The sequence below is a fragment of the Spirillospora sp. NPDC029432 genome (assembly GCF_040703975.1).
Taxonomy (GTDB): domain Bacteria; phylum Actinomycetota; class Actinomycetes; order Streptosporangiales; family Streptosporangiaceae; genus Spirillospora.
This window is the reverse complement of record NZ_JBEZWH010000023.1, coordinates 99,278-118,326: the sequence shown is the minus strand read 5'-3', so window position 1 is coordinate 118,326 and position 19,049 is coordinate 99,278. Positions and strand designations below refer to the sequence as shown.

Below are 19,049 nucleotides of genomic sequence, written 5' to 3'. Positions count from 1 at the left end.
CTCTGCGCGTCCACCATCCGGCCGCCCGCCGCCAGCAGCATCAGGAAGATGACGAAGAGCGGCGTGACCAGCACCATCTCCATGCCGCGGCCGCCCGGGCCTCCCGGGCCTCCCGGCGCGCCACCTCGACCGCCGCCGGGGGGACCGCCGGGTCCTCCCATGGCGCGGCGCCCGCCGCCGCCTCCGCGCGGAACGCCGCCTCGCGGCCCGCCGGGGCGGCCCGGACCACCGGGTCCGGCCGCGCGGCGGGCTTGGGGGCGGCCGGGCATGGGCGAGTCCGTCTTGGCTCCGGCCCGGCCTTGGGCACCGGATCGGCTGGGGCGGGGAAGGTTCCCGCCCGGCCGCTGCGACCTGGCTCTGGGTCGGGGCTGGCTTGGATTACTCACGCGTCCTCATCCACGGGGGTACGGCTTTGCGTCGTCCGAAGAGTACTGTGCGAGCGGGTGCGCGGGAGACCCGTGCGCACGGCCGAGACCTTCCTCGGGTCACGTCCCGGGCCGTGGGAACCCCGCCGGCCGCGAGGCCGCCCGGACGTCGTCCGCGCTGGCTGCGGGGCTCGTCTCCATGGCCGAGTACGTATGACACCGTCAGGTGTTTCAAGCGCAACCTTGGCATACTTCGACCACATAGACCCCGGATTCTCCGCATTCGCGTGCCCTATCCGCAAACCCAGGGGTCGCGGGGTCTGCCGGTACAGCGTCCCAGCTCGTCCCCCTACGCGCATGTGACATGCGTCAAATGTTGCCGTCCCGACGCTTCTCTCCGTCTCCGAGACTTGCCAGGATCCCGGCCGGTACGTATCTTTGCGATGTATCGAGCCGATACATTGACTCGATACATCGAAGTGACACATCGGGCCGTCCACCCGGCGGCCCGGCCCGTCGTCGAGCGGAGTCCCCGGCTCCGCGGAAATGGGGAGCGCATGGGAGGCAGGAAGGGATCGGGCGTTCTCGAACTCGCCGTTCTCGGCCTGCTCCACGAGTCCCCCATGCACGGTTACGAGCTGCGCAAACAGCTCAACGTCGTGCTCGGCATGTTCCGCGCCCTCTCGTACGGCTCGCTCTACCCGTGCCTCAAGCAGCTCCTCGCCAAGGGGCTCATCGTCGAGGACCGGCCGGAGGAGCCGAACACGGCGCTGGCCCTGCAGAGCCGCCGCTCGAAGATCGTTTATAAGCTCACCGCCGACGGCAAGGAGCGGCTCCAGCAGCTGCTCACCGAGGCCGGCCCGGCGGCGTGGGAGGACGAGGGGTTCGGCGTGCACTTCGCCTTCTTCTCGCACACCCGCGCCGACGTCCGGCTGCGGATCCTCGAAGGCCGGCGCAGCCGGCTGGAGGAGCGGCTCGAGAGCGTGCGGTCCGCGCTGGCGCGGACCCGTGAGCGCGTCGACAGCTACACCCTCGAGCTGCAGAACCACGGGCTCGAGTCCGTCGAACGCGAGGTCCGGTGGCTCAACGAGCTGATCGGGCGCGAGCGGGCGGAGCAGGAGAAGGCAAGGGCCGCCAAGGCCGACAGCAGCGTGAGCAACGCTAAACAGACTCAGGACACGCCTCGCGAGCACGGCCGCTGACCCGCGGCCGCCGCCAGGTCTGGTGGAGAGCCACCACATGTCCCGCTACATGAGAAGGAGCAACCGGATGGGTTCGGTGCGTGTCGCCATCGTCGGTGTGGGCAACTGCGCCGCTTCGCTCGTCCAGGGCGTCGAGTACTACAAGGACGCGGACCCCGCGATGCGCGTCCCGGGTCTCATGCACGTCCAGTTCGGCGAGTACCACGTCGGCGACGTGGAGTTCGTCGCGGCGTTCGACGTGGACGCGAAGAAGGTCGGCATGGACCTGTCCGAGGCCATCGTCGCGAGCGAGAACAACACGATCAAGATCTGCGACGTCCCGCCGACCGGCGTGACCGTGCAGCGCGGCCACACCTTCGACGGCCTGGGCGAGTACTACCGGGAGATGGTCGAGGAGTCGGACGCCGAGCCGGTCGACGTCGTGCAGGCGCTCAAGGACGCGCAGGTCGACGTCCTGGTGTCGTACCTGCCGGTGGGCTCGGAGGAGGCCGACCGCTTCTACGCCCAGTGCGCGCTCGACGCCAAGGTCGCGTTCGTGAACGCGCTGCCGGTCTTCATCGCCTCCGACCCCGAGTGGGCCGAGAAGTTCACCGAGGCGGGCGTGCCGATCGTCGGCGACGACATCAAGTCGCAGGTGGGCGCCACCATCACCCACCGCGTGATGGCGAAGCTGTTCGAGGACCGCGGGGTCGAGCTGCTGCGCACGTACCAGCTCAACTTCGGCGGCAACATGGACTTCATGAACATGCTGGAGCGCAAGCGCCTCCAGTCCAAGAAGATCTCCAAGACGCAGTCGGTGACCTCCCAGATCCCGCACGAGATGGCCAAGGCCGACGTGCACATCGGCCCGTCCGACCACGTGCCGTGGCTGGACGACCGCAAGTGGGCCTACGTCCGCCTGGAGGGCAAGTCCTTCGGCGACACCCCGCTGAACCTGGAGTACAAGCTGGAGGTCTGGGACTCCCCCAACTCCGCCGGCGTCATCATCGACGCGGTCCGCGCCGCCAAGATCGCCAAGGACCGCGGCATCGGCGGCCCGATCCTGTCGGCCAGCTCCTACTTCATGAAGTCGCCGCCCGTGCAGTACAGCGACGACGACGCGCACGAGGCCGTCGAGAAGTTCATCCGCGGCGAGGTCGACCGCTGACGGATCTTTGACGGAACGCTGACAGGCACGCCGACGGACCTCCCGAAACGTCGGCGCGCCGAGTCTCACGGCGCCCCGGTGGTGGTTCCCCACCGCCGGGGCGCTTTCATGTTCTCGGGAAAAATGGCGACGTTGAGGCCATTGTCACTCTCTGGCTCTAGTCTGGCACCGGCGGTGATGGGCGCGTAGCGTTCGGAACCCGAGTGGAGGAGGGGCATGATGCGCCAGACGCTCAAGGTGACGGCGGGATGCGCGGGACTCGCGCTGGGGCTCACCGCGTGCGGAGGCGGCGCGGACCCGTCCGCGGTCCCCACGGGCCCGCCGCGCGAGGGCGGGACGCTCCGCGTGGTGGGGTCGTCCGACGTCGAGCATCTGGACACCGCCAGCGGCAACAGCGTCGGCGCGTACGGCCTCACGCGGACGTTCGCGCGCCCGCTGTTCGGGACGAAGGCGTCCAACAACTTCGACGAGACCATCCCGCTGCAGCCCGACATGGCCGTCGAGATCCCCACTCGGGAGAACGGCGGCATCAGCAAGGACCGCCGCACGTACACGGTGAAGCTCCGCGAGGGCGTGCGGTGGAACACCGAGCCGCCGCGCCCGGTGGTCGCCGCGGATTTCGTCCGGGGGTTCGAGCGGCTGTGCAATCCGGCGTCGCCGTCCAGCGGCAAGGGCTACTACATCTCCACGCTGGAGGGGATGGAGGAGTACTGCGACGGCTACGCGAAGGTCGACGCCAAGAACCCGGCGGCCATGGCCGGATACCAGGACGACCATGACATCAAGGGCATCACCGCCGAGAACGACCGGACGCTCGTCTTCCGCCTGAAGGAGCCGGCCAGCGACTTCCTCAACCTGCTGTCGCTGCAGTTCACGGCCCCGGCGCCGGAGGAGTACGACCGGTACGTCCCGGACGGTCCAGATTTCCGGCAGAACACGATCTCCAACGGGCCGTACCAGATCACCGAGTACCGGCCGGGCGGCTCGTACGTGCTGAGCCGCAACCCGGTCTGGCGGCGGGAGACCGACCCGCTGCGCGGCCGGTACGTGGAGAAGATCCAGATCACGCTCGGCCAGGACTCGCCGCAGGCGGTGCAGCAGCAGCTGGAGACCGGCACCGCCGACCTGTCCTGGGACCATCCCGTGCCGACCGCCGCGATCCCCCGGCTGCGGCGGGAGCGGGACCCGCGGTTCGCGATCCGGGATGCGCCCAGCAACAGCCCGTACCTGGTCTTCAACACCCGCAGCCCCAACAACGGCGGCGCGCTCGGGAAGAAGGAGGTGCGGCAGGCGCTGCAGTACGCGATCGACCGCACCGCGCTCATCAAGATCGTCGGCGGGCCGGAGGTCGCCGAGCCGCTGCACACGGTGATCCCGCCCGGCAACTCCGGGTACGCGCCGGCCGACCGGTACCCGACGCCCGGCGAGGCGGGCGATCCGGCGCGCTGCCGCCGGCTGCTGGCGGAGGCCGGCCATCCCCGCGGGCTGAAGTTCACGTTCCCGTACCGCACCAACAGCGTGCACAAGCTGATCGCCGAGTCGGTCAAGGCGAATCTGGAGGCGTGCGGGGTGGACGCCGAGCTGTCGCCCGACTCGGGCGGCACGTTCTACGGCAAGACGATCTCCTCGCCGGAGCGGGCCGCCGAGGGCGCCTGGGACATCGCCGCGCCCGGCTGGACGCCCGACTGGTACGGCAACAACGGCCGGTCGATCATCCAGCCGCTGTTCGACGGCCGCACCTACGGCGAGGGCTCCACCAACTACGGCGGCTACGACAACTTCATGGTGAACGGCATGATCGACGCCGCGCTGACCGCGCCCGAGCCGGGCCACGCGGCCGGCCACTGGCAGCAGGCCGATAAGACGATCATGGAGGACGCGGCGATCGTGCCGCTGCTCAACCGGTCCCACCCGATCTTCCACTCGTCCCGGGTGGGCGGCGCGGTCTTCCTGCCGACCGCGGCCAACTACGACTTCACCCGCGTCTGGCTCGCCCGCTGACCTCCGCCGCCGGAGGCGGCCGCACGGCGATCAGCGCGAGGGGCCGCGCGGTGGCTGGACTGAGGAGCGCAGGGAGCCTGCGACCGGAGTGACGAGGGAAGCCGCCGCGTGAAGCGGCCCCGAGCCGCCGCACGGACGTAAGGCCATAAACGGCGATTAGGCTGATCAGGTGAGAGCGAGCGAACTGCGGGCGATCCTGCGCGGCCGCGACTTCCGGCGGCTGTACGCCACGCGGCTGACCTCGCAGCTCACCGACGGCGTCTTCCAAGTTGCGCTGGCGGGCTACGTGTTCTTCTCGCCGGAGCGGCAGGCGTCGGCGGGCAAGGCCGCGGCGGCCTTCGCGGTGACGCTGCTGCCGTACTCGGCGCTCGGGCCGTTCGCCGGGGTGCTGATCGACCGCTGGCGGCGGCGGCAGATCCTGGTGTGGACCCCGGTGCTGCGCGCCGTCATGATCGTTCTGGTGGCCGCGCTGGTGGGGGCGGGGCAGGACGGCGCCGCCTTCTTCGTCGGCGTGCTGATGCTGCTCGGCGTCAACCGGTTCTTCCTGGCCGCGCTGTCGGCCGGCCTCCCGCACGTGGTGAGGCGCGAGCACCTGGTGACGGCCAACGCGTTCGCCGTCACCTCCGGAACGATCATCGCGTTCGCCGGCGGCGGTATCGGCTACCTGCTGCGCGGCCTGTTCGGGGCCGGGCACGCCGGGACGGCGCTGATCCTGCTGTGCTGCGGCGGCATGTTCCTGCTCGCCGGGCTGGTCGCGACGTCGCTGCCGCGCGGCGTCCTCGGCCCCCATCTGGACGAGGCGACGCCGCAGACGCGCGAGGCCCTCGGGAACGTCCTGCGCGGCCTCGTGGACGGCGGGCGGCACATCGTGCGGCGGCGCCCGGCGGCGTTCGGGCTGGCGGCGATGTCGTTCCACCGGTTCCTGTACGGCGTCGTCCTGATCATGACGCTGCTGCTGTGCCGCAACCACTTCGCGGACGACGCCGACGCGGGGCTCGCCACGTTCGCGATGATGCTGGGCGTCTCGGGCGCCGGCTTCTTCGCCGCCGCGGTGATCACGCCGCTGGTGGTGCGGCGGATCAGCAAGCAGGCGTGGATCACCGTGCTGCTGGCGGCCGGGGCGGTGTGCCTGCTCGTGCTCGGCACGCCGTTCAGCGAGCCGCTGTGGGCGGCCGGCGGGTTCGCGCTCGGGGTGGTGTCGCAGGGCGTGAAGCTCTGCGTCGACACGATCCTCCAGGAGTCGATCGACGACGCCTACCGGGGGCGCGTCTTCGCCGTGTACGACATGCTCTTCAACGCCACGTTCGCGGCCGCCGCCGCTGCGGCGGCCGCCTGGCTGCCCGCTGACGGGCTCTCCTACCCGACCCTGGGGATCGTCGTCGCCGCGTACTCGGTGGGCGCCGCCGTCTACTGGGCCGCGTCGTCGCGCACTAGGGACTCGGCGATCGCGTAGAGGGCGTCGGCGATGTGGCCGGTCTCGTCCTCGGTGCAGACGTACGGCGGCATCGCGTAGATCAGCTTCCCGAACGGCCGCAGCCACACGCCGTGGTCCATGGCGATCTGCTGGACGTCCGTCACGTCCACCGGCTCGCGCGCCTCGACCACGCCGATCCCGCCCAGCACGCGGACATCCGCGACGCCGGGCAGCCCGGCCGCGCCTTCCAGGCCGGCGGTCAGCACCGCCTCGATCGTGTCGACCTCGGAACGCCAGTCCCGCGACAGGAGCAGGTCGATGGACGCGCTCGCGACCGCCGCCGCCAGGGGGTTGGCCATGTACGTGGGGCCGTGCATGAGCGCCCCGGCCTCGCCCGAGGAGATGCCGTGCGCGACCTCGTCGGTGCACAGGGTCGCGGCCATCGTCATGTAGCCGCCGGTCAGCGCCTTGCCGAGGCACATGATGTCGGGAGCGATCTCGGCGTGGTCGCAGCCCCACAGCTCGCCCGTACGGCCGAAGCCGGTGGCGATCTCGTCCAGGATCAGCAGCAGGCCGTGCTCGTCGGCCAGCGCGCGCAGGGCCTGGAGGTACTCGGGGGCGTAGAAGCGCATCCCGCCGGCGCCCTGGACGATCGGCTCGACGATGATCCCGGCGAGTTCGTGCGCGTGCTTGCCGGCGAGGTCGGACAGCTCGTCCAGGTAGGCCGCGTCGGGCTCGGCGGCGTACCCCAGCGGGGGCGGCGGCGCGAAGACGTGCCGCGCCAGCACGTCGCTGAACAGGTGGTGCATCCCGTTCACCGGGTCGCACACGGCCATGTCGCCGAACGTGTCGCCGTGGTAGCCGCCCCGCACGGTCAGCAGGCGGTGCTTCTCCGGCCTGCCCTGCGACCGCCAGTACTGGAGCGCCATCTTGATCGCGACCTCGACCGACACCGAGCCGGAGTCGGCGAAGAACACCTTGGTCAGCGGCGCGGGGGAGAGCTCGACCAGCTTCCCGGCCAGCTCCACCGCGGGCGGATGGGTGAGGCCGCCGAACATCACGTGCGCCATCTTGCCGAGCTGCCGGGTCACGGCGGCGTTCAACGCCGGGTGGTCGTAGCCGTGCACGGCCGCCCACCAGGACGACATCCCGTCGATCAGCTCGGTGCCGTCGGCCAGCGTCAGCCGCACTCCCGACGCCGACACCACCGGCAGCACGGGCGCGGTCGCCGGCATCGGCGCGTACGGGTGCCAGATGTGCTCGCGGTCGAACTCCAGCAGCCGGTCGGCCTCGGCCGGGCTCATCCGGCCGAGGTTCAGCTCGATCACGGCGCCTCCCCGCCGATGATGCCCTGCTCGGCGCCCCAGCGGCGGAGCTCGTCGGCCGCCGCGTCGTGCCCGATCGGGCCGCGGTCCAGGCGCAGTTCGAGCAGGAACCGGTACGCCTTCCCCACCAGCGGGCCCGGCGTGATCCCGAGGATCTCCTGGATCTCGTTCCCGTCGATCTCCGGGCGGATCGCGGCCAGTTCCTCCTCCTCGGCCAGCCGCTCGATCCGCGCCTCCAGGTCGTCGTACGTGCGGCGCAGCCGGTCGGCCTTGCGCCGGTTGCGGGTGGTGCAGTCGGCCCGGGTCAGCTTGTGCAGCCGCGACAGCAGCGGGCCCGCGTCCCGGACGTACCGGCGGACGGCCGAGTCGGTCCACTCGCCGGTGCCGTACCCGTGGAAGCGCAGGTGCAGCTCCACCAGCCGCGACACCGCCTGGACGACGTCCTTCGGGTAGCGCAGCTCGGTCAGCCGCCTGCGCGTCATCTTCGCGCCGACCACCTCGTGGTGGTGGAACGACACCCGCCCGCCGGCCTCGAACCGCCGCGTCTTCGGCTTGCCGATGTCGTGCAGCAGCGCCGCCAGCCGCAGGATCAGGTCCGGCCCGTCCTCCTCCTGGGCGATCGCCTGCTCCAGAACGATCAGCGAGTGCTCGTACACGTCCTTGTGCCGGTGGTGCTCGTCGATCTCCAGCCGCAGCTTCGGCAGCTCCGGCAGCACGTGCGCCGCGAGACCGGTGTCGACCAGCAGCGCCAGCCCCTCGCGCGGATGCGCCCCGCAGATCAGCTTGGACAGCTCGTCGCGGACCCGCTCGGCGGAGACGATCTCGATCCGGCCGGCCATGTCGGTCATCGCCGCCACGACGTCCGGCGCGACCGTGAAGCCGAGCTGGGACGCGAACCGGGCGGCGCGCATCATCCGCAGCGGGTCGTCGCCGAAGGAGTCCTCCGGCCGGCCCGGCGTCCGCAGCACCTTGTCGCGCAGGTCGGCCAGCCCGCCGAACGGGTCGACGAACTCGTGCCCGGGCAGCCGGGCCGCCATCGCGTTCACCGCGAAGTCGCGGCGCCGCAGGTCCTCGTGCAGCGACGTGCCGTACTGGACCTGGGGCTTGCGGGACTTGGGGTCGTACGACTCGCTGCGGTAGGTGGTGATCTCCAGCTCGTGGGAGCCCTTGCGCAGCCCGACCGTGCCGAACTCGATCCCGATCGTCCAGATGTTGTCGGCCCAGCCCTTGATGAGCTCCAGGATCCGTTCCGGCGGGGCGTCGGTCGTCAGGTCGACGTCCTTGCCCGGCCGGCGCAGCAGCGCGTCCCGGACGGGCCCGCCGACCAGGGCCAGCTCGTGACCCGCGGCCTCGAAGCGGGCGCCGAGCTCGTCCGCCACGGGGGCGATGGGGCGCAGCAGCTCGGCGATGGCGACGCGCCGCTCGGGCGTCTGCTCTGGGGTCACTTGGTGATTGGACACGGCCATCCAGCGTATTTCCTCGGGAACCTGCGGACAAAAGGCTTTGCGTACCCCGGGGAGAGCCTTCGTCCGCGAAGGTGGAGTAAGAAGACCCTTCACATGGTGCGATCTCCGGGTTACGTTCTGGACACCCCCGATGACGCCCCGCCGTACCGGACGGACCATCGCCGAGGACTCCCGTAAGACGCTCAACGGTAGCGGGGAGCAGCGGGGGGCGTTCCACCCGCGTCGCGAGCCGGCCGGAAAGAGCGCCGGTGGCGCGCCGGCGCGGCACGGATGAAGACGGGCTCCGGGGGTATGTGGGGGGCTCTCACTACACGGGCCCACCGGGGTGCAGGGACCGGAACCGGGGGTGTGCGCGGGGACGGATCCCCCGCGGGACGGAGGCGAAGATGAAGGACGCCCTCACCATCCACCGATCGCTCCTCGAACGGGAGATCCAGCACGAGATCGTCCGGCTGCCGGTCGGGATCGCCCGTGCGGACGAACTGCCCGGCGCGCTCGGGCTGCCCGCGCACCGGTGCCTGGCGACGCGGGTCTTCGCCTGCAACGACGTCCAGCGCGGCCGGCGCTTCCTCGCGGGCGTGATCGTCCGGGCCGGGACCGAGCCGCCCGCCGAACCGGTCCGGCAGGCCACCGGCGCGCGGCTGATCCGGCCCGCCCGTGCCGACCTGGTCAACTCGGTCACCGAGTACGCCGCCGACCTCGTCTGCCCGCTGCTGCTGCCCGACGGCATGCCGGTGCTGGTCGACCAGGGGATGCTGGACGCGCTGCCGCTGGACGACGTCGTCTACACCGCGACGGGGGAGGCGTCGACGGCGCTGGGGATCCGCGCGTCCGACCTTTGCGCGCTGAGCGGCGCCAAGCCCGTCCGGCTGAGCGAGCGCGAGCGTCCCGACCGTTCTGAACGTGCCGAGCGCGCCGAGCGCGCTGAGCGGACGGAACGCGCCGAGCGGGCCGAGCGGCGGCCGCCCTGGCAGTCCAAGGCCGGGCTCCCGGCTCGGCGGCGGCACGGCACGGGCTCGTCCGCGTCCTCATCGCCCTCTCCGGCGTCTCAGCCGTCTCCGTCGTTCCCCTATCGGGCCAACCCGTCCAGCACGTGACCCCGCCCACGTACTTCCGGGCATGCTCCTTTCGCGTCTTTACGCCGACGTGAGGTCCGAGGCGGCAGAGTTGGGGGCGAAGGCGAGCGAGACGGACGGCGATGATCAGGAGGGGCAGGTGGCGGGGACGGACCGGTCCGGCGGCGCGCTCCCGGGCGGCGTGCGGCCGGGGCGGTGCGGCGGCGGGGCTACGATCGTGCGCGTGATGCGGGAAAGCGACGCCCGCTGTCCCCGGGCGCCCGGCGGCCTCCGGGTGGGATTCCGGACGGGTCTCCGGGTGGGAACGGTGTGGACGGACAGGGCGTGAGAACGGTCCTACACGCGGTGGCTGCGACCACCCTGCTCTCCTGCGTGGTCCTGGGCACCGCGCCCACGGCCATGGCGGTACCCGCCGAGCCGGCGGCCGGCGCGGCCGCAGCGGCGGACCCCGCGCGGGACCGCGGCGGCGCCGCCCAGGACCGGTCCAAGACCCAGGTCACGCTCGCGCTCGGCACGGTCACCCCGAAGACCGCCGAGGCCACCGGCGCCAAGTCCAAGATCACCGTCACCGGAGCGGTACGGAACGTCTCGGGCCAGGCGCTTCCCGGCGTGACCGTGCGGCTCCGCACGTCCGCCCACCGGATGAGCAGCCGCACCGAGCTCGCCCAGTTCGCCGCCGGCCAGCCGGCCCGGCTGAGCGGCGCGCCCGCGTCCCGGCCGCTGCCGCAGGCGGGCGCCGCCGGCGGCTCGGCGTCCTTCTCGCTCAGCACCACGACGGCGGCGATCGGCCTCCGCCAGTTCGGCGTCTACCCGATCGGCGTCGAGGTCCTGAACCAGTACGGCCAGGCGCTGGCCGGCGTCACCACGTTCGTCACGTTCATGCCGAGGGGCACGCAGGTCAAGCCGCTGTCGGTGGCCTGGGTCTGGCCGCTGATGAGCCGCCAGCACCGCGCCGCCGACGACACCTTCCTCGACGACCGGCTCGCCGCCGAGATCTCGCCGCAGGGCCGGCTGGGCGGCCTCGTCGGCGCCGCCGCGGGCACCCGCACCCCGCTCACGTGGTCGATCGACCCCGCGCTGATGGACGACGTCCACACGATGGCGAGCGGCGCGTACACGGTGAAGCCGCCCAAGACCGAGCGCGGCACCCGCAAGGAGAAGAGCCCCGCCGCCGAAACCTGGCTGAACGCGCTGCGCACGGCCTCCAAGGACGACCCGTACTTCACCGTCCCGTACGCCGACCCCGACGCCGTCGCGCTCGTCCGCCACAAGATGCAGAACCACCTGGGCATCGCGTACGGCAACACCGGCGTCGCGGGCCAGGTCCTACGCCGCCAGCCGAACGCCCAGGTCGCGTGGCCGCCGTCCGGGATGGCGGGGCCGGGCACCCTCGACCAGATGGCCAAGCTGGGCCGGCTCGGGAACGGCCCGTTCCTGATGAGCAGCGCGGCGTTCGCCGACCCCGCGCAGGGCTACACGCCGAGCGCCACCACCTCGCTCCCGACGTCCGAGGGCGCCAAGCGGGCCGTCGTGTACGACGAGACGCTCAACAAGATCGTCAGTGCCGACACCCGGTCGCCGGGCGCCGCGGTGCTGGCCGAGCAGCGCTTCCTCGCCGAGACCGCGATGATCAGCGCGGAGGCGCCGACGCTGGCCCGGTCGCTGGTCGTCGTCCCGGACCGGCGCTGGAACCCCTCGCCCGCGTTCGCCAAGAACCTGCTGAACCACACCGGCTCCAGCGCCTGGATGCGGACCACGGAGCTCGCCAAGGTCGCCGCGGCGACGCCGCAGGAGCGCGTGTACCGCGGCTACCCGGACTCCATGGAGGCGTACGAGCTGGGCGAGCGCTACCTGCGGGAGGTCGCGCGCATCTCCCGGTCCGCCGCCCGCTTCGGCTCCGTGATGGCCGAGCCGATCACGATGAACTACCGGCGCGCGGTGCTGCGGGCGGAGTCGAGCGCGTGGCGCGGCAAGTCCCGCTACCGGCAGGCCGTCGCCGCCCGCGGTTCGCTGGACGACCGGCTCGACGCGGACATGGGCCGGGTCACCGTCATCCCGCCCGAGAAGGACCGCGTCTCGCTGGCGGGCGACTCGGGCAAGTTCCCCATCACCATCGTGAACGGGCTGCCCAACCAGACGATCGAGGTCCGGCTGGAGGTCGTGTCGGAGAACACCGCCCGGCTCCAGGTCGGCGAGGTCGACGACGAGGACAAGCTGATCACGCTCGGGCCCGGCCAGAAGCGATCCCGCTGGATCCCGGTCCAGGCCGCCGGCAACGGCGACGTCCGGGTGCAGGCGCGGCTGAAGTCGTCGGACGGCCGGACGTTCGGCGAGGCCACGTACATCAAGGTCCGCACCACCGGCTACGGGCAGCTGGCACTGCTCATCACCGGTGGCGGACTTGCCGTACTCTTCGTGGGCGTCGGAGTGCGGGCCATCAGAGCGAGGCGCCGCCGGAAAGCGGAGGCAGCCGGTGACGGATCGACCGGAATGGGACCAGCGGCGGCCGGACCCGCGGGAGCCGCGGGATCTGGAGCGGCCGCCGGCGCCGGACCCGTGGCCGCCGGTACCCCCGACTTCAGGCCCCCCACCCGGGCGGAGGCCGCCCGGCCCCCCGCCGGGCCAGGACCAGTGGGCCCCGCAGGGACGCCCGGGTCCGCAGGGACCGCAGGGCCAGTGGGCGCCGCAGGCGCAGCCGGGCCCGCAGGGGCCCCCGGATCCGCGTGGCCGGGAGGCGTGGCCGCAGAATCCGCAGCACCCGCAGGCCCCGCAGGGCCCCCGGAGTCAGCCCCACCCGCAGAATCCGCAGACCCCGCAGACTCAGCAGACCCCTCAGGCTCCTTCGGGACCGCCGCCGCGGACCCCTGGCCGGCACGCGAGGCCGGCCCCGGGGCAGCCCCAGGCCCCTCGGCCGACGCCGAATCCGGGGCAGGGACGTCCGGGTGGCCCGCCGCCGGCCGGCACCGGGGCGGCGACCAGGGTTGACCTGCCGCTGCCAGGCGGCGCGGCCGCCGGGCTCGGCCAGTCCGGGCCCGCGGCCACGCCCGGGACCCCGCCCGGCACCGGAACGCCGGACGCGACCGCGGACCTGAGCGCCGCGGGCGGCGGCCCGTCCCAGGAGCAGCCGCCCGGCTCGGGCGGCGGCGGCCGGGGCGGTGGCGCGGCCGGGCTGCTCAGGTCCGGCGCGATGATGGCCGTCGGGACGCTGGCCTCCCGCATCACCGGCTTCCTGCGGACCGCGCTGCTGGTCGCCGCGCTCGGCACCGGCGCGCTGGCCGACGCGTACAACACCGCCAACACGGTCCCGTTCATCGTCTACGACCTGCTGCTCGGCGGGATCCTGACCGCCGTGGTCGTCCCGCTGATCGTGCGGGCCAGGGAGCGCGACGCGGCGTACGGCGCCCGCTACGAGCAGCGGCTGTTCACGCTCGCGGTGCTCGGCCTCGCGCTGATGACCGCCGTGGCGGTGCTGCTCGGCCCGCTGTTCATCGGCATCTACGGCGGCGGCATGGAGGGCGCGCAGCGCGATCTGGCGGTGCTGTTCGCCCGGCTGTTCGCGGTGCAGATCTTCTTCCTGGGCGTCAGCGCGTTCTCCGGCGCGATCCTCAACACCCGCAAGCGGTTCGCCGCGCCGATGTGGGCGCCCGTCCTCAACAACATCGTCATCTGCTGCACCGCGGGCGCGTTCCTGCTGGTCGCCACCGGCCGGGTCACCCCCGACTCGATCAGCGACGGGCAGGTCGCGCTGCTGGCCGGCGGCACGATCGGCGGCATGGCGCTGCAGACCCTCGCGCTGTGGCCGTCGCTGCGCGGTTCCGGCTTCCGCTGGCGCCCGCGGCTCGACTTCAAGAAGGGCGAGCTCGGCCAGATCGGCAAGATGGCGGTCTGGACGCTCGCGTACGTGGTGATCACGCAGATCGGGTTCGCGGTGACCACCCGGCTCGCCAACGCGGCCGGCGTGCTGGGCCGCGAGCAGGGCCTCGGCGACGTCGGGTACACCCCGTACTTCAACGCCTACCAGCTCTTCCAGCTGCCGTACGCGATCATCGGCGTCTCGGTGATCACGGCGCTGCTGCCGCGGATGAGCGAGCACGCGGCGGCCGGCCGGATGGCCGAGGTCCGCGACGACTTCTCCAGCGGGCTGCGGCTGTGCTCGGTGGTGATCCTGCCCGCCGCCGGGCTGATGGGCGTGCTGTCCTCGGAGATCACCGTCGTGCTGTTCGCGCACGGCGCCACGACCGTGGAGAACGCGCAGGTCATCGCCGACGTGCTGCGGATGTTCGCGATCGCGCTGGTGCCGTTCGCGGCGTACCAGCTCATGCTGCGGGTCTTCTACTCGATGCAGGACACCCGGACGCCCACGTTCATCGGCGTCGGCGTGGTGATCACCAATGTCGCGATGGCGCTGACCGCCTACGCGGTGCTGCCCACCGACAAGATCATCGTTGGGATCGCGGGCGGGTTCGCGATCGCGCAGACCGTCGGCGCGGTGCTCGGCTGGGCGATCCTGCGCCGCCGGCTGGGCGGCATGGACGGCCGCCGCATCTTCGTCTCCTACCTGAAGCTGATCGTCGCCCTGTGGCCGCTGATCGGCTTCGCGTACGCCGTCCACGCGATCGTGGACGCCGCGCTCGGCCCCGGGCTGGGCACCGGACTGCTCGCGCTCGCGGCCGGCAGCGCCGGCGGCGGGTTGCTCTACCTCGCCTTCGCACGGATGATGCGGGTGGACGAGGTCGGCTCGATGATGTCGATGATCACACGCCGTCTGCCGGGACGGAAATGACGGAAGAGCAGGAGGCCGTGGACGAAGGCCGGGAGAACGGCCGAGGTACGCGTGACAAAGTACACAGGACGCGCCCCGATAAGGCAGCCGCCCATCAGAGTTAGCACTACCATGGTTGGGCAGTACGGCTTGCGGGGCGACACCCTGGGGAACGCAAAAGGAGGGTCGGAGGCGTAAGCTGCCACGCCACGAACATGGGATCTGACCACCTGTGCAGGACGCTGCCGTGAGCACGTCCGTCATCGAGCCCGGCACGCGCCTCGCCGGTCGCTACCGTCTCGAGAAGCGCATCAAGGAGTCGGGCGGCTCCTCGTTCTGGAAGGCCATCGACGAGATCCTGGCCCGTGCCGTGGCCGTCCGGACCTTCGACCCCGACTTCCCTCGCATCGCCGAGGTGGTCACCTCCGCACGCGCCGCCAGCCGGCTCACCGACCCCCGCCTCACCCAGGTGTTCGACGCCGACGACAGCGGCGAGAGCGCGTACGTGGTGAGCGAGTGGGTCGCCGGCGAGACCCTGGAGCAGATGCTCCAGAAGGCCCCGCTGGAACCCGGCCGCGCCGCGACCCTCCTCTACGAGGCGGCCGAGGCCATCGCCGCCGCCCACGAAGCCGGCCTGGCGCACCTGTGCCTGTCGCCGCGCGACCTGGTGTGGACGACCGGCGGCACCGTCAAGGTGCTCGGCATCGCCACCGACGCCGTCCTCGCCGACCGCTACTCCGACGAGCCCGCCCGGCGGGACGTCGAGAGCCTGGGCGGGATGCTGTACGCGGCGCTGACCGCGCACTGGCCCGGCGACCCGGAGCGGTCGGCCCTGCCCGCCGCCCCGGAGGCCGACGGCTCGGTCAAGGCGCCGCGCCAGGTCCAGGCGGGCGTCCCGTACGCGGTGGACGCGATCGTCTGCCGCTGCCTCGGCATCGAGGTCGCGGGCCAGGAGCCGCTGGCCGACCCCGCCGAGCTGGCCAAGGCCCTGCGCGGCGTGCCCCGCACGCCGCTGCCGCTGTTCGCCGGCCTGGGCAGCGCCCAGCCTCCCGCGCCCGCCCGGCACAACACGCAGGCGCGGACGCAGCACGTACCGCCGCCGGCCCGCCCGGCCGAACGGCAGGCCCCCGGCCGGGGCCAGCGCTCCGCGCAGCACCAGCACCCGCAGCAGGGCGGCCGCCGGCAGCCCGCGCAGCAGGGACGCGCTCAGCGCGGCCCGCAGCACGGGTCCCAGCACGGGCCGCCGCCCGCCGTCGGCACCCGGGGCACGATGCCCGCGTCCCCGCGTCCGGGCGGGTTCAGGACGGGCAACCGCGCGCTGCTCGGCGTCGCCGCCGCCGCGCTCACCGTGATCGTCGGCCTGGGCGCCTGGGCCATCGGCAGCAGCGGCTCGTCCGGCGAGGGCGAGCGGCCCGGCGCCACCGACCAGCCCCGCGCGTCGCGGTCGGCCGCGCCCCAGGCCGGCAGGCTCGACGTCGCGAACGTCTTCGAGGCCGAGAAGTCGTCCCGCGGCAGGCACGACACGACCATCGGCAAGAACCTGAACGTCCTCACCGACGGCCGCAACGGCGAGATCTGGGAGACCCAGACCTACGCCGGCCCCGACTTCGGCAAGCTCGCCGAGGGCCTCGGCGTCGTGCTCGACATGGGCAGGAACGTCGAGGTCAGCAGCGTCAAGGTCGCCACCCCCGCGGGCGGCGGCAACATCCAGATCAAGGTCGGGGCCCAGCGCGACATCGGGTCGATGGCCGCGTTCGCCAGCCAGTCCCCGAACGCGGGCGAGACCACGTTCAAGGGATCCGCCCGACCGACCGGGCGCTACGTCCTGGTCTGGTTCACCCAGCTGCCCTCGCCCCCGAAGGGCAAGATGAGCGAGATCACCGTGTACGGCGTCGCCAAGGGCTGACCGGCCCGCCTTCCCCGGCGCCGTACCGGCCGGTCGAAACGGTTCCCGTCGCAGATGACGTGACGAGGACCGTCCCGCGAGGCGGTGCCAGTCGGTATCGTGCCTCTGAGCAGATTGTCCCCTTCCCCCAGGATTTCAGCGGTGTCGACGCGACCAGGCAGGATCGACCGCACGCATCCGGCACGGAGCGGCGCACACACTCGTGAGAGCGGGCGCTCATGACGTCGGTGAGCATGCAGCATGTGGACGAGGTACCGGACAAGGAGCTGCTCGCCCGGCATTCCCAGGGTGATCCGCACGCGTTCTCGGCGCTGGTGCACCGGCACCGGGACCGGATGTGGGCGGTCGCCCTGCGCACCCTCGGCGATCCGGAGGAGGCCGCCGACGCGCTGCAGGACGCGTGCCTGTCGGCGTTCCGCGCGGCGGGCAGGTTCCGCGGCGACGCGGCCGTGACCACATGGCTGCACCGGATCGTGGTGAACGCCTGCCTCGACCGGATCCGCCGCAAGTCCGTACGGCCCGCCACCCCGATGGGGGACGACGCCACCTTCGACGCGGTCGCGCCCAAGATGCCCGACCCGACCGACGCCCACGGGGTGTCGCTGGACGTCCACACCGCGCTGGCGCAGCTGCCGTTCGAGCAGCGCGCCGCGCTCGTCCTGGTCGACATGATGGGCTACTCGGTCGACGACGCCGCGCAGGTCCTCGAGGTGCCGGCCGGGACGATCAAGAGCCGGTGCGCGCGCGGCCGCGCCCGGCTGGCGCCGCTTCTGGTCCACCACAGGAACCGCCGGGACCGCAAGAACGTCTGAGGTGTGGAAGGAGGTGGCATGCCCTAATGAACCCCGCGCATTATGACTACGACACCCTGGCCGACCTGGCCGAGGGACTGCTCGAAGACGACCAGGCCGCCTCCGTCAACGCGCACCTCGAATCCTGCGCCGACTGCCGGGACCGATCCGCCGACCTTGCGGACGTCTCCCGGATCCTGGCGGAGGCTCCCGTCCCGTCCATACCCGCCGAGCTGGCGTCCCGCATCGATTCGGCCATCGCGGCCGAATCGCTGAGCAACGCCACCGTGGTGAACCTGGAACAGAGACGTGGAAGGCGGCATTGGCGGATCCTCTCGGCCGCGGCGGCGACCGTGATCGTGCTCGGCGGCGGCGCCGTCGTCGGCACGGTGGCCCTGGACGGCAACGAGCATCAGGCGACCGCGCCACCGCTCGGTGACAACAAGGACGCCGGCTCGGAGCGGAGCACGAGCGGCGCCAGGCCGAGCACGTCCGAACTGATCGCTCCAGGCGAGCCCGCCCCCGAGAAGCCCGCCTACAAGGTCACCCGCAGCGGTGTCGACTACCGCGCCGACACCCTGGACCAGCAGGTCAGCGGCGCGCTCGACCGGAGCGGCGAGCTGCGCTCCGCGGCCGGGCCGCCCGACGCCCGGCTGGCCGGCTGCGTCGGCGCCGTCACCGCCGGAAAGCCGCCCGAACTGGTCGACAGCGCCACCTACGACGGCGAGCCCGCCACCGTGATCGCGGCACCGGCCGCCACCGCGGGCACGCTGGACGTCTGGGTCGTCGGGCCGGACTGCTCCGCCCAGGACACGCAGGTCCGCAAGCGGACGACGGTCCGCCGCGGCGGCTGAGCCCCTTCGTGATCCGCCCGGGAGGCGACGCCGGAGGCGAGCCTGCCCGGGCGGATCACGCACGTTCCGCCGAGGGAACTTCCAGAAGGTCCGTGGCCCGGCCCGGACTCTAGAGGTCGTCGAGGAAGTCCTGGGCGATGGCCCAGGTGCGTTCGGCGGCCTCGGCGTCGTAGTCGGGGAGGTCCGGGTCGGTGTAGAGGTGGCCGGCGCCCCCGTACCGGTAGACCTCCACGTCCGCTCCGGCACGGCGCATGCGCAGGTACCAGGCGTTGAGCCAGTCCACGGGCTCGTACGTGTCGGGATCGGCGACGTGCAGCTGCACCGCGAGCTCGGTGGACACGTCGTCCGCGAGGTCGGACGTGCCGTGCAGGAGCAGCAGGCCGCGGGCCTTCGCGTCCGCGAGGGCGAGGTTCTGGGCGATCGAGCCGCCCAGCGAGAACCCCGCGTACACTAGGCCCTGGTCGATGTGCGGCGCGGCGGCGGACACCGCGCGCCGCAGCAGCTCGTCCCGGCCGATCTCCTCCTTGATCGCGCCGCCCTCCTCGGGGTCGTCCACGACACGCCCGTCGTACAGGTCGGGCACGTGCACCTCGTGGCCGGCCGCGCGCAGCCGGTCGGCCGCCTCGTGCACGGCGGGCCGCAGCCCGTACATCGAATGCAGCAGGAGAATCGGCGCCATGGGATCAGCCTAGGGCCGGAAAACCCCTGCTCGCACGGTGCGGGAATCACCGGGGCCTAGT

Annotated in this window: 13 protein-coding genes; 10 read left to right on the top strand and 3 right to left on the bottom strand. The window is 72.5% G+C overall.

Annotation, left to right across the window (positions count from 1 at the left end):
* The first annotated feature begins 922 nt into the window (after window positions 1-922).
* The 4 genes from AB0881_RS20235 (at window position 923) to AB0881_RS20220 (ending at window position 6,168) form a co-directional block, all read left to right on the top strand.
* Complete coding sequence (locus tag AB0881_RS20235) at window positions 923-1,567, top strand: PadR family transcriptional regulator (protein ID WP_366618652.1); 645 nt, start codon at window positions 923-925, stop codon at window positions 1,565-1,567.
* Between the two features lie 67 nt (window positions 1,568-1,634).
* Window positions 1,635-2,714, top strand: a complete 1,080-nt coding sequence (locus AB0881_RS20230; protein WP_366618650.1) for an inositol-3-phosphate synthase — start codon at window positions 1,635-1,637, stop codon at window positions 2,712-2,714.
* 216 nt (window positions 2,715-2,930) lie between these two features.
* Window positions 2,931-4,715, top strand: a complete 1,785-nt coding sequence (locus tag AB0881_RS20225) for an ABC transporter substrate-binding protein (RefSeq protein WP_366618648.1) — start codon at window positions 2,931-2,933, stop codon at window positions 4,713-4,715.
* A 169-nt stretch (window positions 4,716-4,884) separates the two neighbouring features.
* A complete protein-coding gene (locus tag AB0881_RS20220; protein ID WP_366618646.1) occupies window positions 4,885-6,168 on the top strand; it encodes an MFS transporter in 1,284 nt (427 codons plus the stop codon).
* Here AB0881_RS20220 and AB0881_RS20215 read toward each other — a convergent pair.
* Together AB0881_RS20215 and AB0881_RS20210 are read right to left on the bottom strand one after the other, a co-directional pair.
* A complete protein-coding gene (locus AB0881_RS20215; RefSeq protein ID WP_366618644.1) occupies window positions 6,123-7,457 on the bottom strand; it encodes an adenosylmethionine--8-amino-7-oxononanoate transaminase in 1,335 nt (444 codons plus the stop codon). The two genes, AB0881_RS20220 and AB0881_RS20215, sit on opposite strands and share 46 nt — an antisense overlap.
* Window positions 7,454-8,920 carry a CCA tRNA nucleotidyltransferase gene (locus tag AB0881_RS20210; RefSeq protein WP_366618642.1) on the bottom strand — a complete coding sequence of 489 codons (1,467 nt, stop codon included), beginning with the start codon at window positions 8,918-8,920 and terminating at the stop codon, window positions 7,454-7,456. Before AB0881_RS20210 ends, AB0881_RS20215 begins: the two co-directional genes overlap by 4 nt.
* A gap of 386 nt (window positions 8,921-9,306) precedes the next feature.
* On the opposite strand from AB0881_RS20210, the gene AB0881_RS20205 reads away from it, so the two are divergent.
* From AB0881_RS20205 to AB0881_RS20180, 6 genes are all read left to right on the top strand, one after another.
* Window positions 9,307-10,017 (top strand): YbaK/EbsC family protein, encoded by a 711-nt coding sequence (locus AB0881_RS20205; protein WP_366618640.1) that lies wholly within the window; start codon window positions 9,307-9,309, stop codon window positions 10,015-10,017.
* A gap of 174 nt (window positions 10,018-10,191) precedes the next feature.
* Entirely contained in the window at window positions 10,192-12,981 is a 2,790-nt protein-coding gene (locus tag AB0881_RS20200; RefSeq protein WP_366618638.1) for a DUF6049 family protein, read from the top strand.
* A gap of 1 nt (window position 12,982) precedes the next feature.
* Window positions 12,983-14,779: a murein biosynthesis integral membrane protein MurJ gene (gene murJ / locus AB0881_RS20195; RefSeq protein WP_366618664.1), complete on the top strand. Its 1,797-nt coding sequence runs from the start codon at window positions 12,983-12,985 to the stop codon at window positions 14,777-14,779.
* Between the two features lie 226 nt (window positions 14,780-15,005).
* Window positions 15,006-16,664 carry an AMP-binding protein gene (locus AB0881_RS20190; protein ID WP_366618636.1) on the top strand — a complete coding sequence of 553 codons (1,659 nt, stop codon included), beginning with the start codon at window positions 15,006-15,008 and terminating at the stop codon, window positions 16,662-16,664.
* A 218-nt stretch (window positions 16,665-16,882) separates the two neighbouring features.
* Window positions 16,883-17,476: an RNA polymerase sigma factor SigM gene (sigM, locus tag AB0881_RS20185; RefSeq protein ID WP_366618635.1), complete on the top strand. Its 594-nt coding sequence runs from the start codon at window positions 16,883-16,885 to the stop codon at window positions 17,474-17,476.
* Window positions 17,477-17,502: 26 nt separating this feature from the next.
* Window positions 17,503-18,309 carry a hypothetical protein gene (locus AB0881_RS20180; RefSeq protein ID WP_366618634.1) on the top strand — a complete coding sequence of 269 codons (807 nt, stop codon included), beginning with the start codon at window positions 17,503-17,505 and terminating at the stop codon, window positions 18,307-18,309.
* 109 nt (window positions 18,310-18,418) lie between these two features.
* On the opposite strand, the gene AB0881_RS20175 is transcribed toward AB0881_RS20180, so the two are convergent.
* Window positions 18,419-18,988 carry a dienelactone hydrolase family protein gene (locus AB0881_RS20175; protein WP_366618633.1) on the bottom strand — a complete coding sequence of 190 codons (570 nt, stop codon included), beginning with the start codon at window positions 18,986-18,988 and terminating at the stop codon, window positions 18,419-18,421.
* Between the last annotated feature and the right edge of the window lie 61 nt (window positions 18,989-19,049).

Coding starts and splice junctions, on each gene's coding strand:
- AB0881_RS20235 (WP_366618652.1), top strand. CDS start 923: ATGGGAGGCAGGAAGGGATCGGGCGTTCTCGAACTCGCCGTTCTCGGC.
- AB0881_RS20230 (WP_366618650.1), top strand. CDS start 1,635: ATGGGTTCGGTGCGTGTCGCCATCGTCGGTGTGGGCAACTGCGCCGCT.
- AB0881_RS20225 (WP_366618648.1), top strand. CDS start 2,931: ATGATGCGCCAGACGCTCAAGGTGACGGCGGGATGCGCGGGACTCGCG.
- AB0881_RS20210 (WP_366618642.1), bottom strand. CDS start 8,920: ATGGCCGTGTCCAATCACCAAGTGACCCCAGAGCAGACGCCCGAGCGG.
- AB0881_RS20205 (WP_366618640.1), top strand. CDS start 9,307: ATGAAGGACGCCCTCACCATCCACCGATCGCTCCTCGAACGGGAGATC.
- sigM (WP_366618635.1), top strand. CDS start 16,883: ATGACGTCGGTGAGCATGCAGCATGTGGACGAGGTACCGGACAAGGAG.
- AB0881_RS20180 (WP_366618634.1), top strand. CDS start 17,503: ATGAACCCCGCGCATTATGACTACGACACCCTGGCCGACCTGGCCGAG.
- AB0881_RS20175 (WP_366618633.1), bottom strand. CDS start 18,988: ATGGCGCCGATTCTCCTGCTGCATTCGATGTACGGGCTGCGGCCCGCC.